Annotated in this window: 11 protein-coding genes; 7 read left to right on the top strand and 4 right to left on the bottom strand. The window is 50.8% G+C overall.

The window, feature by feature from the left end; translation table 11 throughout:
- Positions 1 to 58: 58 nt before the first annotated feature.
- Positions 59 to 217 carry a hypothetical protein gene (locus tag BUF15_RS27380; RefSeq protein WP_200802380.1) on the bottom strand — a complete coding sequence of 53 codons (159 nt, stop codon included), beginning with the start codon at positions 215 to 217 and terminating at the stop codon, positions 59 to 61.
- A 10-nt stretch (positions 218 to 227) separates the two neighbouring features.
- Between BUF15_RS27380 and BUF15_RS12355 the strand changes: the two genes are divergently transcribed.
- From BUF15_RS12355 to BUF15_RS12340, 4 genes are all read left to right on the top strand, one after another.
- Positions 228 to 842, top strand: a complete 615-nt coding sequence (locus tag BUF15_RS12355) for a TIGR00153 family protein (RefSeq protein WP_234981168.1) — start codon at positions 228 to 230, stop codon at positions 840 to 842.
- A gap of 17 nt (positions 843 to 859) precedes the next feature.
- Complete coding sequence (locus BUF15_RS12350) at positions 860 to 2,125, top strand: inorganic phosphate transporter (protein WP_073613798.1); 1,266 nt, start codon at positions 860 to 862, stop codon at positions 2,123 to 2,125.
- A 256-nt stretch (positions 2,126 to 2,381) separates the two neighbouring features.
- Complete coding sequence (locus BUF15_RS12345) at positions 2,382 to 2,645, top strand: RNA recognition motif domain-containing protein (RefSeq protein ID WP_073613797.1); 264 nt, start codon at positions 2,382 to 2,384, stop codon at positions 2,643 to 2,645.
- Between the two features lie 105 nt (positions 2,646 to 2,750).
- On the top strand, positions 2,751 to 2,951 hold the full coding sequence (locus tag BUF15_RS12340) for a cold-shock protein (RefSeq protein WP_073613796.1): 201 nt from the start codon (positions 2,751 to 2,753) through the stop codon (positions 2,949 to 2,951).
- A 110-nt stretch (positions 2,952 to 3,061) separates the two neighbouring features.
- Here the strand turns inward: BUF15_RS12340 and BUF15_RS12335 are convergent, their stop codons facing one another.
- Positions 3,062 to 4,933, bottom strand: a complete 1,872-nt coding sequence (locus tag BUF15_RS12335) for a penicillin-binding protein 1A (protein ID WP_073613795.1) — start codon at positions 4,931 to 4,933, stop codon at positions 3,062 to 3,064.
- Positions 4,934 to 5,136: 203 nt separating this feature from the next.
- On the opposite strand from BUF15_RS12335, the gene mutL reads away from it, so the two are divergent.
- Genes mutL through trmFO form a run of 3 tightly spaced genes read left to right on the top strand, consistent with a single transcriptional unit; the run spans position 5,137 to position 9,029 of the window.
- Positions 5,137 to 7,104 (top strand): DNA mismatch repair endonuclease MutL, encoded by a 1,968-nt coding sequence (mutL, locus tag BUF15_RS12330; RefSeq protein ID WP_073613794.1) that lies wholly within the window; start codon positions 5,137 to 5,139, stop codon positions 7,102 to 7,104.
- Positions 7,086 to 7,658 carry a 3D domain-containing protein gene (locus BUF15_RS12325; protein WP_073613793.1) on the top strand — a complete coding sequence of 191 codons (573 nt, stop codon included), beginning with the start codon at positions 7,086 to 7,088 and terminating at the stop codon, positions 7,656 to 7,658. Before mutL ends, BUF15_RS12325 begins: the two co-directional genes overlap by 19 nt.
- A gap of 57 nt (positions 7,659 to 7,715) precedes the next feature.
- Positions 7,716 to 9,029 carry a methylenetetrahydrofolate--tRNA-(uracil(54)-C(5))-methyltransferase (FADH(2)-oxidizing) TrmFO gene (gene trmFO / locus BUF15_RS12320; protein ID WP_073613792.1) on the top strand — a complete coding sequence of 438 codons (1,314 nt, stop codon included), beginning with the start codon at positions 7,716 to 7,718 and terminating at the stop codon, positions 9,027 to 9,029.
- Positions 9,030 to 9,122: 93 nt separating this feature from the next.
- Here trmFO and BUF15_RS12315 read toward each other — a convergent pair whose 3' ends face one another.
- Together BUF15_RS12315 and BUF15_RS12310 are read right to left on the bottom strand one after the other, a co-directional pair.
- A complete protein-coding gene (locus BUF15_RS12315; protein WP_073613791.1) occupies positions 9,123 to 11,249 on the bottom strand; it encodes a putative bifunctional diguanylate cyclase/phosphodiesterase in 2,127 nt (708 codons plus the stop codon).
- Entirely contained in the window at positions 11,230 to 14,037 is a 2,808-nt protein-coding gene (locus BUF15_RS12310; protein WP_159441291.1) for a hybrid sensor histidine kinase/response regulator, read from the bottom strand. Before BUF15_RS12310 ends, BUF15_RS12315 begins: the two co-directional genes overlap by 20 nt.
- Between the last annotated feature and the right edge of the window lie 218 nt (positions 14,038 to 14,255).

Genomic DNA, 14,255 nt, shown 5'->3' with positions numbered 1-14,255 from the left:
TGGCCCAAGAGATTATTTGTGGCAATTGGACCAGCTTCAGAGTAAGTTAACCGGTTTTTCATACATTTGTAACATCTCGCAAACTGCCGATGTTTGCGAGATGTGAAAGACGATACCAGCTGGTATAAACCATTTTCACTTCGAGGTTCATGATCATGCCCATAAGGTCAACCACCCCGTTGTCGGGATTGTTCCGACGCTCTCCTTTCAAACCCATACAGGAACATATGCGGATCGTTTTTTCCTGCATATGTCTTGTACCGCCGCTTTTTGACGCCGTCTATGCCAAAGACACCGCCCAGACAGAAGAGGTGGCGAGGCAGATTGCTGAATTGGAATCCGAGGCGGACCAGATCAAAGCGACATTCCGTCTCAATATGCCAACCTCGCTCCTGTTGCCAGTTGATCGTAAGGATTTGCTTGGCCTGATCAGCGATCAGGACCGTATTGCCGATACCGCCGAGACCATCAGCCAGATCGTCACCTACCGCGATATGGATGTCCCGGAAGCGCTGAAGGCCAAACTGGACGAACTGTTGGAAGGTACCATGGAGATTATCTCTGAGGCAAAAAACATGATCGAGCAGCTTGATGAACTGCTTGAAGTCGGCTTCGGTGGAAGGGAAAATGACAAAGTCTCCGCTATGATAGCCGGTGTTCGCCGTAGCGAACACAATATCGATACCATCCTCCATAAGGCACGTCGGGCGCTCTTTGCTATCGAGGGTCAACTGGACCCCGTTTCCGTCATGTTCTGGTATAACATCCTTGAATTGATTGGTAACATTTCCGATCAGGCAGAAAACATGGCTGACAGACTTTTGCTGTTCCTGTCCAAATAAAAGAGTACGAGGAAAAAATGGATATTATTGCGAGTTATGGAACCGTCATGGTCATCATGGCGGTAATTTTTGGTCTGTACATGACCTGGGGTATCGGTGCCAACGATCTGGCCAACGCTATGGGCACCTCGGTAGGAGCCGGTGCTGTCACCATCAAACAGGCTATCGCTATTGCCATTCTCTTTGAGTTTGCGGGAGCTGTTCTGGCTGGTGGTCATGTAACCAGCACAATCCGAAAGGAAATTATTGTTCCCACCGGAATTGCCGACAACCCCGAGATATTGGTTTACGGCATGCTTGCTTCTCTGCTTGCTGCAGCTTTCTGGCTAATGATTGCCTCTGCGAAAGGTTGGCCGGTTTCAACTACTCACTCGATTGTCGGTGCCCTGATCGGTTTTGCAGTGGTTGGCATCGGGCCCGATGCGGTACAGTGGACCAAGGTAGTCAGCATTGTTGCTAGCTGGGTCATTTCGCCAGCCATTGGCGGTATCATCTCTTTCCTGCTGGTAATGAGTACCCGAAAGCTTATCTTTGATACCGACCAACCACTGCGTAACGCTAAAAAATATGCTCCTATGTATATTTTTCTGGTCGGTTTCGTTATCTCCCTGGTCACCCTTTTCAAGGGATTGACACACCTGAAGATCGAGCTTTCCTCCGGCCAGAGCTTTCTCATTGCCATCATCATCGGCCTGCTCACCGCCAGTCTTGGCTGGTTTTTTGTCCGTAATATCAAAGAAGACATCAGCCGCAATCGCGACTTCCATTTTGCCAGTGTCGAAAAGGTCTTCACCCCGATGATGCTTTTTACCGCCTGCTCCATGGCCTTTGCCCATGGTTCTAATGACGTTGCCAACGGTATCGGCCCCCTTGCCGCTGTCGTCAGCATTGTCAATTCCGGCGGCGAGGTTGCCCAAAAGTCTGATCTGCCCCTGTGGATTCTGCTGCTTGGCGGAGGAGGCATTGTCCTCGGTCTGCTCACCCTCGGCTACAAGGTAATGCTGACAGTCGGCAAAAAAATTACTGAACTCACACCTTCTCGTGGGTTCTGCGCCGAACTGGCTGCCGCAACTACCGTCGTTCTCGCTTCCAGAACCGGTTTGCCGGTTTCAACCACCCACATTCTCGTAGGTGCTGTCCTTGGCGTCGGCCTCGCCCGCGGTGTTGGCGCACTCGATCTGAGGGTCGTGGGGAACATCATCGTATCCTGGCTGATCACCCTGCCGGCCGGTGCTATCATGTCGATGCTTTTCTTCTTCACCTTGAAAGGCATTTTCGGTTAATCCTGCTAGACGACTTGTAAAAGGACAGGACCGCCACTTCCACGTGACGGTCCTGTTTTCATCTATTCCACTCCGAGTGACCCTCCGCACGTTATTTTCTTGTAATCAAGCCCCATCTATTGTACTGTTCAGACCCTAACACATTTTAGATAGATCACGCGTAGTCTTTCTCGACATCCTTCTTGCAGTCCTCTCTTTGCATTTTTGTTGCCGACAACTTCCCGTGCTGGTCACAGCTTCAAGGAGATTTTTTTACGTGAAACTTTTTATCGGCAACCTTCCTTATGACATCAACCAGGCTGAAGTTCAGGCCCTTTTTAATCAATATGGAGAGGTAGTCGAAGCAAATCTCGTCATCGACCAGTTTTCCGGTCGCTCGAAAGGGTTCGCCTTCATCGAGATGGCAAACCGCACCGACGGTCACAAAGCAATGGAAACCTTGAACAAACAAGGATACAAAAACCGTCAGCTCGTCTGTCGCGAAGCCAAACCCCAGAAAAAAGGCAAGCGTAGACGCTAGTTCGACGTTCATGAGGTACCACCGGGCACACGCCCGAATCATACATCAGCACCCAATCATTATCTCAGGGGCTGATAACCCTATCTTTATACAGGAGTAGTAACAATGGCAGTAGGAACAGTAAAATGGTTTAACGATGCGAAAGGTTTTGGATTTATCGAAGAGGACGGCGGCAAAGACATCTTCGTGCATCATTCAGCAATACAGACCGACGGATTCAGATCGCTGGCAGAAGGCGAGCGTGTTCGTTTTGAAGTAATTGACGGCCAGAAAGGCCCGGCAGCAAAGGATGTAACTAAGTTATAATCTGCGCTGTCCAGTGGCGCTGAGTTTTCTTAGCGCCACTGGATTCCATTCTCCCACTCTCTTCATCCCTCATCATCCATCGTTTTTTCAAACGATGTCAGTCATTTTTTTCACTTCGTTTTTCCAATGAATTCACGCCAGATAGGAGCAGCCGTTCTGCCACCGCTTTCGGTATTGCCAAGACTCTGGTTCCGATCATGCCCGACCCACACCCCGGCCAGATAATCCCCATTGAAACCGATAAACCAGGCATCTCTGTTATTATCTGAAGTACCTGTCTTGCCACCACTCTTCCCAACCAATCCTGCAGCCCGTTTACCGGTTCCGTCAGTGATGACTTTTTCCAGCATCATTCGCATCTGCAGGGCGACAGTCGGCGACATCGCAAGAGTTGGAGCGCGCAGCGGCACGACGTTTTTCTGGCCATCCACCACAATTGCATCGATAAAGTCAGGACTTACCCGACGTCCATTATTGACAAACGTGGAGTAGGCAGCCGTCATTTCCAGTAGCGAAACATCCACCGCCCCCAAGGCAAGAGAAAGATCCGGAGGCATCTCCGCGGTAATTCCTACCTTCTTTGCTATCTCATGGACCTTCTTCACACCGACATGCTGCATCAGCCGCACCGTTGCAGTATTGTAAGAATTGACTAGAGCCGTCTCCAGCGATATTTCACCATGATATTGTCCAGTATAGTTCTTTGGCTGCCAGGTCGAACCCTTACGGCCGGATATTGCCAGCGGGGCGTCACTGATGAGCGAGTTGGACTGCCAGCCGTTTTCGAGGGCTGCACTATAAACAAACGGTTTGAAAATTGAGCCAGCCGGTCTACGGGCCTGGGTAGCCCGGTTAAAGGGTGACTGGGTATAGTCAGCACCGCCGATGATGGCTCGTACCTTACCGGTTTTTCTCTCCAGGCAGACCAACGCCCCTTGCGGAACCTCCCGGGATACGGCCCCCTTCAGGGCCTGTCGTGAGCGGGTCGCCTTCAGACCACTGCCAACCGCGTTATATGCCTGCTGTTGCAGGTCCTGATCGAGAAAAGTGTATATTTTTGCTCCAGCCTCCTGTAGCGGTCGACCAAGTATCTCAAAAGCCTGTTTCTTCACTGTATCAAGGTAGTAGCCGTTCATAGCAGCATAGGGCTCATGAACAGTCCGAAGGTTCAACTCCTTCTCATAGGCGCCGCGGGCCGATTCAGCGCTGACATAGCCATCTTCTGCCATCCGGTTTAAGACATACCGCTGTCGGCCTCGGGCCAAATCGGGATTTTTCAGCGGCGAATACCGCGATGGTGCTTGCGGCAATCCTGCCAGCAGAGCTACCTCTGCAAGATTCAGCTGGATAGCACTCTTGTCGAAATAAACCCGGGCTGCCGCTTCAACCCCGTGGGCGCCTTCACCAAGATAGATCTGGTTGAGATAAATAAAGAGAATCTCTTCCTTGGTAAGCAGCGTATCGATCCGCCAGGCGAGAATAGCCTCCTTGAATTTTCGGATGTATGTTTTCTCCGGGGAAAGAAGCAGCGCCCGTGCCACCTGTTGAGTGATTGTCGAGCCGCCCTGGCTTTTTCTGCCGCTTCGCACATTAGCAAAGATCGCCCGAACAACCGAAAACCAGTCAAGGCCAGGATGCTCGAAGAATCTGCCGTCTTCCGCTGCAACAAAGGCCTTCGGTAATAATGGATTCATCTCATCTAGTTGCACTACTGTGCGGTTTTCGGTAAAGATGCGATCGACCTCATGACCATGCCTGTCGTAAATAATAGAGGCCTGGAGGGGAGCATAGTTGGCGACACTTCGCAGATCTGGAATCGCCAGACATTTCAGCGTCAGCAGCATGCTGCCGAGAAAACCGGTCAACAACAGACATATGACAAACAGAAAACCGATAATGTGTTTTTCCCCAAGGGGCAGCTTGCGGCGAGTGGTGGTGGAGGTACTACTCTTCGGGATGGGACTTTGATTTTCGTCTGACACGCGGGGATAATAATGGTAATAGTTGATGGGCTATGTCATCATCTCCTGAATTGCAAGGCAACCCTGGCGAGAGGGAGAGTGATGGAACCCCTGGTTCACAGGCTTACGACACAACTGACAAAAATCATCTGTTCGTGTATCCTTAACTGTTGATGCACTGTACCACGTGATCCCTATCACGCAACGTTAATTCCTTTTTTTCGATGGCTAAAATCCGTATATTACCAGAACAGCTCGCCAACCAGATCGCCGCCGGCGAAGTTGTTGAACGTCCCGCTTCCGTCGTCAAAGAATTGCTGGAAAACAGCCTCGACGCCGGTGCTACCCGAATTGAAATCGAGATAGAAGGTGGAGGCACCGGTCTCATCCGCATCATCGATAACGGTGAAGGCATGGATGAGGACGATGTGCTGCTCAGTCTTGAGCGTCATGGCACCTCGAAAATCACCACCGACGCTGATCTGTCTGCGATTTCCACCCTTGGCTTTCGTGGCGAGGCTATCCCTTCCATTGGGTCGGTCTCGAAGATGACCATCACCTCCCGACGCACCGATAAGGAACTCGGCACCCGGGCTGAAGTCCATTTTGGAAAACTCATCCGAGTTCATGAGGCGGGTTGTGGTATCGGCACGATCTTTGAGATCCGTAACCTCTTTGGCAATACCCCAGCCAGAAAAAAATTCCTGCGCACGGTTCGCACCGAGCTCGGCCACATCGACGAAGTCGTGAGAAATTACGCTCTGGCGAGGCCGGAAATCAGTTTTACCCTTTCAGTAAATGGCAAACGATCATTCTCCCTGGACAACACGCTCTCATTGCAGGAGCGATTAGCGTCAGTGATGAATTACAGTGGGGAATTTATCGAAGTTGGTGAAGATTCTCACCACAGTCAATCAGCTCGATATGTCTACGGCTTTTTGCTGCCACCAGAAAAACTTAACATCGGCCCGGCCCGTTTACGGCTTTTTGTCAACGGCCGAGCTGTCAAAGATCGGATGATCAGCCACGGGGTCGCCGAAGGACTCCGCAATTTTCTCATGAAAGGCAAGAACCCTGCCGGTCTTATCCATCTTGTTCTGCCTCCTGACGAAGTGGATGTGAATGTCCACCCTGCCAAACATGAAGTCCGTTTTCGCAACAGTCGCGACGTCCATTTTCTTATCAGCAGCACGGTCGCCGCCGCCATGCAGTATGAGCAGATACGTTTACAGACAACGATGTTCGGTAGAGACGGGAAAACTGCCACTACCTCCATTCCGCTTGAACGTGATCAACCGGCCGAAAGCCCTTTCCAACCGGAACCGGCAACCGTACATGTCTCTGTTTCATCACCAGAGCATACAACTCACGCAAAACCGACCTCACTGCCTCAGACGTCACCGATGAGCAATAGACAAGCTGCGCCAACAATACGCCAGCCTGATACAACATCGGTAATGTTGGAGGCCCCGTCTCGCCAGATTGAGAGTCCAACGCTCAAAACGGCAGAACCGCCAGCACCTCGACAGGAACCGATTGCACCTTGTACACCTCGCCCTACAGTCTCAGCTGTCCCGCAGCAGTCCACCCTTTTGCCCGATAGCCCTGAGGGACATGGCTTGCAGATTATCGGTCAGTTCTCCGATCTCTACATCTTTTGCCGAAACCATGAAAACCAGCTATTGGTTATCGACCAGCACGCAGCCCATGAGCGTCTGCTGTTTGAAGAACTGCGCCGCCAATACCTGGGTGGAACGGTAGTCCGCCAGAATCTTCTTTTTCCCGAAACTGTCGAACTCACTCTATTTCAGGCAAAACTGGTTGAACAATACGCGGAGGAACTTGATCAGATGGGCTTCTCTCTTCGGGAATTCGGCGGCAACTCTTATCTCATCTCTGCGGTGCCCGCACTTGCAGGAAAATCGAACCCATCGGTACTACTGGCCGATGTCCTCGAACAATTCGGCAGCGAAACCAACCGTCGTGACAGCGGCGATAAAATCGAACATATCCTCTCCACCATGGCTTGCAAAGCAGCCGTCAAGGCGGGTACAACCCTCAGCCACCGGGAAATTGACGCCCTGCTGAATAAAATGGCAAAAGCAGATCTCTTTTCCCACTGCCCCCATGGCCGTCCGGTGGTGAAACTGTTCAATCAACGTGAAATACAGAAATGGTTTTATCGAACATAAACTTCAACTTCAACACCAGCAGATTCACTTCTCACACTATCTGTTTGCTTGGACTCGCGACACTCATCCTCGGAGGCTGCGCCAAAGAGCCGGTCAGCAAGATGATGGAGACCACAGCCTATTGCGGCTGCTCAGTCTGTTGCAGCTGGGAACGTGGAAGCTGGAGCTATCTCAAGCTTGACTTCTGGAACCGTTACGTCAGTGCCGGTTCCGGTGCCGGTCGCCCCTACACCGGTCTTACAGCCAGCGGAACAGACCCTCAGGAACCTCAACCCGGTCTTTTCTCCATGGACACTGCCGGCCATCCCTGGATGATTCCTTTACGCATTCTGCCCTGGTCTCTCCTGCCCGAAGATGGTACCATTGCCGCCGATACCCGCTACTACCCCTTCGGTACCAGGATGTATGTACCTGGCTGGGGTTGGGGACGGGTCGAAGATCGCGGAGGTGCCATCAAAGGCCGGAACCGGATCGATCTCTATTTCAGCTCTCATGACGAGGCTCTGCAGTGGGGCCGACAAAAACTTCCGGTTAAGATCGAGTACCCCAAATAAACTTCAAATCAACCAGAGCGGTCCTCTTAATCACGATCGCCTCAATGCAGGAAAAATATGCAACATATAACCGTAATCGGTGGTGGCCTCGCCGGTGCCGAAGCCGCCTGGCAGGCTGTACAACGTGGTTGCCGCGTTACACTCCATGAAATGAAACCCGTTCAGTTCAGCCCCGCCCACGAGTCACCGGAGCTCGGCGAGCTGGTCTGCAGCAATTCTTTTCGCTCAGACGATGTAACCTCAGCTGTCGGCCTGCTAAAAGAAGAGATGCGATGCTGTGGCTCGCTTATCATGCAGGCAGCTCTCGCCTGCCGGGTTCCTGCCGGCAAGGCACTGGCCGTTGATCGTGCGAAATTCTCTGCCATGATCACCGAGACGCTCACCTCCCATCCCGACATCGAGATCATCCGCCATGAAGTACGGGAACTACCTCCACCTTCAGAGGAACCCATTGTTCTTGCCACAGGCCCGCTCACCTCTGAACTGCTCACCGAGGACCTGATCAAACTGACCGGACGTGAACGGCTCGCCTTTTACGATGCCATCGCTCCCATCGTCAGCGCCGATTCCCTCAACATGGAAATCATCTACCGCAAATCCCGTTACGACGAGGGCCCTGGTGATTACCTGAACTGCCCCATGGATAAAGAATGCTATTCACTGTTCATTCACGAGCTCAACAGAGCCGACTATGTTCCCTTGAAAGCATTTGAAGAACCTAAGTACTTCGAGGGTTGCCTGCCGGTCGAGGTTATCTCATCCCGAGGCGAGGACACCTTGCGCTTCGGACCAATGAAACCTGTTGGCCTTCCCGACCCGCGCACAGGCAGGGATCCGTATGCGGTGGTCCAGCTCCGAATGGAGAACGAAGAGGGGACAACCTACAATATGGTGGGTTTTCAGACCAAACTTACCTACAGTGAACAGAAGCGGATTTTCAGGATGATACCGGGAATGGAACAGGCCGAATTCGTTCGCCTCGGTTCCATCCACCGTAACACCTTCGTCTGTGCGCCGGAGATCCTGCTGCCGAGCCTCGAGGTGAAAAACCGGCCGGATATCCTGCTCGCCGGCCAGCTTTCCGGAGTGGAAGGCTATGTGGAATCGGCGGCCATGGGGCTGCTTGCCGGCATTAACGCCGCCAGGAAAGCTACCGGCAAGTCCCCGGTTGTACCACCACCGGAAACCGCACTCGGCGCACTTATCCGCCATCTAACCACCAGCGATCCCGCCCATTTTCAACCGTCCAACGTCAACTTCGGTCTTTTTCCTGCCTGGGAAAAGAAAGTGCCGAAGCGGTTTCGCGGGCAGAAACGGGCAGAAGCATCACTTGCCGCCTTGGCTGCTTGGCGTGAAAGCGAACAAATTTGAACTATCCCCCAAACAACTACGCCTCAGCCGGGACAGGTTCCTGTTCCAGCTGAGGCGTTCCTTTTAGACTTTCCCAATCAGGCAGAGATAAGGTCAATATAGTTTCTTGTCCAATAATCTTATATATTCCTCTGGTGGCACTGGCTTTGAGAAATAATAGCCCTGGGCCATGTCCGCCCCATGCTGTCGGATAAGTTCAAGTTGCTCAGCGGTTTCCACCCCTTCCGCCACCACCTTGATGCCCAGACTCTGGCCCATGGCAATGATGGTCTTAATAATAACAAGATTGTCCGGTTTTTCGATACAGCCCATCACAAAAGAACGGTCGATCTTAATAGTATCAACCTTAAACGAGCTTATATAACTGAGCGAAGAATACCCGGTCCCGAAATCATCGATGCCTATTCGTACCCGCATATTTTTCAGCTGTTGAAGCACTGCCGCCGCCTCACTGATATTCTGCATCAGAATATTTTCCGTAATCTCGATTTCCAAAAACTCGGGATCAAGCCCTGAAAGCTCCAGAGCCTCAGCAACCGTGTTCATAACCTTCTGCTGGGCAAACTGATAACCCGACATGTTTACTGCCACTGTGCCTGGTACATGTCCTGTAGAGATCCATTTCTGCCACTGTTCGATGGCGGTCTTGACGACCCATCTATTAATACCGACAATCTGGCCTGACTCCTCGGCAATCGGGATAAATTTAGCCGGCGAGACCATTCCCCGCTCGGGGTGATTCCAGCGAATCAGTGCCTCAGCCCCAACAATCCCCATAGACCTCAAATCAATTTTTGGCTGGTAGTAGAGGATAAACTCATTTCGATCAAGTGCTCTCGATATGTCACGCTCCAGAGAGAAACGCTCTACAACTTCAGCATTTAATTCTTTTCGGAAAAACTGGTAGTTGTTTCGGCCGCTTTTCTTAGCCTGATACATAGCGGTATCAGCGTGTTTTAACAGTATATTCGGGTCCTTACCGTCGGCAGGGTACATACTTATACCCACACTGGTGGTAATGGCTATCTCGTGACCTTCAATGGTATAAGGTTTGGGCAGTTCCTTCACAATCCTGCGGGCTACAGTTGCCACATGCTCAACCTTCCTGACTCCTGTGAGAATAATAGTAAACTCGTCGCCTCCCAACCGCGCTATCAGCTTTTCAAGGTCATTGTCGCAGAATCTTGATGCAATATCAGCTGCCCGTATGCAGTTTTGCAGATCCAAGGCAATTTTCTTCAAAAGCTGGTCCCCGACATAATGGCCAAAGGTGTCGTTGACCCGTTTAAATTGATCGAGATCGAGATAAAGCAGGGCAAAAATCGTACTCTTTCGTTTGGCATAGAGGATTTCCTGCTCCAACTGGTTCATAAAAAACAACCGGTTGGAAAGTCCGGTCAATCCATCATAAAAGGCCAGCCGTTTAATTTCCTCCTCGGCCAGCTTCTGCATGGTGATATCCTGCACCGCCCCTAACATGATCACAGCAACCTGCTGATCATCAAACAGTACTTCTCCCTGATTGAGGATATAGCGCTGTGAGCCGTCGGGATGCGAGACCCGATAGGGAACCCTGAACGAACGTCGCTCAAGGATCGCCTTTTCGATCCTATCTTTTATTTCATCTCTCTCCACCGCCGATACGGTCAAGAAAAAATGCTCAAAACTCATTGGCCGTTGATTGTCACCTAGTCCAAGCAGCCTGCACGCCTCATCTGAACAGCTGAATTCTCCGGTCTGCAGGTTAATTTCCCAATTACCCAGCTGAGCCATCTGCTGCGTTTTTTCAAGTCTGAATCTGGATTTACTCAGCTCCTGGAAGGCCTTACCGGCCCTCAGCATATATCGCCCACGATGCCCCAGCATCACCCAGTTGATTGGTTTGGAAATAAAGCCGTCAGCACCTGCTTCAAATGCCTTTTCGGTGGACTCCACATCATCAAGGCCGGTTACCATCAGAATCTGAGTAAATTCTCCACTCGGCAATTGACGTATTGCCAGGCAGGTTTCAAAGCCATCCATCTCCGGCATGACGACATCAAGCAACACCAAATTCGGTTCCCGTCGAGTACACATTTCTATGCCGTCTCGACCGTTTTCCGCCATCACCACCTCAAATCCGGATCTGACCATAGCGGCCTTCATGGCAAGACGCATAGACAGATCATCGTCGATTATCAGAACCAGCGGTTTATCCCGTTCAGGTATGCTGTGTATCATCCAATATCAGCTCCATGTTCAGAGAGTCCTCAACTTGCAAATACTCATTATGGATCGCCTCAATAAGATCATCTATATTCTCTATTATTCCTACAGCAGCAATGGACTCAAGCTCTGCGCACATCTTTGAAAGCCGCAAGGCGCCAACGTTTGCGCTGCTTGATTTCATGGTGTGAGCAGCTATCCGCAGATCATTCATTCTGCCTGTTTCAACAAAGCCCTTCAACTTTGCCACGGTTGACTCACCATTGTTCAGATAGGCGCGAACCACCTGGTCCTTCACTGAAGGTTCACCAGGAATCTCCAAGGCATTGAGACCAGCCAGCACCGATACATCGATTGCAGATTCCCTCTCTCTTTTGTTCGTCTTCGCCTCAAATATACCTTCCTGCTCATTGCTGACCGTTGTCCTGTCAGATTCAGGTGACTCGATTTTTTTCGTTGTCCTGCCCAACTCGCAAGCGGATATCTGTCGCGGTCGAACCATCTTGTCGGTAAACAATTTCCGCAACATCTCCTGCAGGTCGTCCTGCTTGAACGGCTTACTCATATAGTCGTCCATCCCGACTTTCAGACATCGTTCACGATCTCCACCCAGGGCATGGGCCGTAAGAGCCACAATTTTCAAGGCGCTTTCCTTTCCTGCACTCTGTTCGTGGGCACGAATAGCCATAGTAGCCTCATAACCGTCCATCTCCGGCATCTGGCAATCCATAAGAACCAGATCGTAATCTTTTTTCATCACCGCTTTCACGGCGTTCATTCCGTTTTCGACAAAATCGACTCGACAACCGAAATATTTCAGCATCCCCTTGGCGACTTCCCTGTTTGTTTCATTGTCTTCAGCCACAAGCACTGACAAATCGAAGGCTGGAATATTATCAACAATATTATATTTCGTGATAATCTGTTTATCCGCCCCATCGCCACCCAAAGACAGTACCTTGATAAACGTCGCATAGAGTTCGGCCTGGCGAACCGGTTTCGTCAAATAGGCCACGATCCCGCTGTCACGGGCCATTTTGGCATCTCCCCGCAACCCCACCGAAGTGAGCATGATCATTTTAAGATCCTGAAAAGCAGGATCGTTGCGGATAGCCTTGGCGACCTCCAGACCGTTCATATCGGGCATATGCATATCGAGCACCACAAAATCGTATGGACAATGGTTCTTGATCGCCTCATGCAGGGTGTCAAGTCCTTCCCGACCATTTGCGGCACTGTCACTTACCATGCCCCAACGTTTGGTCTGATTGGTGACAATGGCCCGATTAGTCGCGTTATCATCTATCACCAATAACCGATACCCATCTAACCCCTCAAACTCTCTGTCCACCTGCTGATGTTCGGCGAGACATTGCGGCAGCTCGACATCTATATAAAAAATTGAGCCCTTTTTTGGTTCGCTCTCACAACGTAGAGTGCCGCCCATCAGTTCGACTATCTGTTTGGAAATAGCCAGTCCTAGCCCAGTGCCGCCATACTTTCTGGTCATGGAACCATCGGCCTGGGAAAATGGTGTAAACAACTGCTTCATACTCTCCGAACTTATGCCGATTCCAGTGTCCTTCACCTCGACATGAAGCATCTCCCGGTTCACCCCGCAGGAAATGGTGGAAACATGCACGACAACCTCACCTTTATCGGTAAACTTGATTGCATTACCCACCAGGTTGACGATAACCTGCCGCAACCGACTGGGATCGCCACGCAGTTCGGTGGTGGTCCTATCTTCAAAAACAGTTGCCAGTTCCAGGTGTTTTGCGTGGGCACGCGGTGCCAGCAGTTGTACCACATCCTCGATTAGCATCCGCAAATCGAAGTCGATATATTCCAGCTCAAGACGTCCCGCTTCGATTTTGGAAAAATCGAGGATATCGTTGATGATCTCCAAAAGGGCTTCTCCCGAGCCCTGAATTGTTTTAGCCAGTCTTGTCTGCTCGGCATCGAGATCCGTTGCCTGCATGAGTTCCGCCATGCCTAGAACGCCATTCATCGGCGTTCGTATCTCATGACTCATGTTAGCGAGAAACTGCGATTTGACCCGACTCGCCTCTTCAGCTACCTCTTTCGCCTCCACAAGATCACGTGTCCGTTCTTTGACCTGCTCTTCCAGATATTCGTCCCGCTCCTCAATCTGGGCCAACATTTCGTTGAATCCACGGGCCAACAGACCGAGTTCATCCTCATTGAAAATGGGAACCCGGACAGTATATTGGTTCTCATCTGAAACTTTTTTCATTGCACGGCTGAGTTCTGTGATCGGTGAGGAAATCACCTTGACCAGTCTGCCGCTCATCATTGCCACAAGCGCAAAGACCAAACCGTTCGTGAGCAGCAATACCCCGCTTACAAGAAAGAGATAGTGATTGCTTTCCCTGTTACTCACTTCAACAGTCAGAAGGCCTATCTGTTTTCCATCCAGCGTGATCGGTTGATTGCATCTGGCTGACTCAAAAGTAGACCGAACCCCTATAGGCTGCTGCAGCAACTCACGAGGCGTCATCTCTTCCCGAAATTCATCTTGAAAAGCAGGATTCACGAATCTCGCATAGACCTCACCGTTACTGTTCATTATCTGGGCACTTATAACAGTTGACTTTACCTGTAGAGAACCCAAAACATCTTCAAGCCCATCCCGATCATGAAAGGTCAATCCGGCAACACTATTCTGACTTATCACCTGAACCAGTGTCTCCAATTCCGTCTTAAGCTGTTCCCGTGCAACACCCCACTGACTCACCACCGACACAACAGCCGTCAGCAAGAGTGCCACTGAGCATGCCATGAAGATGATAACTTTCAGCTTATCGCGAATAGGAAGACTATAAAATTGCCAGTGCATGTTGATATAGGAGAAAATCAAACCACATATTCGGAATCCGTCTCTATATCCGTTTCCGAATGTATCTTTGATCCAGTGTAACGAAGTTTTACGATTGACGGTTTCCTCTTTGCAATCTCTTTCAGCCTGGCATGTCTGTCCTCGTTTTTCGCCTGATATAA

This window comes from Desulfopila aestuarii DSM 18488, from assembly GCF_900143695.1.
GTDB lineage: Bacteria > Desulfobacterota > Desulfobulbia > Desulfobulbales > Desulfocapsaceae > Desulfopila > Desulfopila aestuarii.
This window is presented reverse-complemented; position numbering and strand designations above follow the sequence as displayed.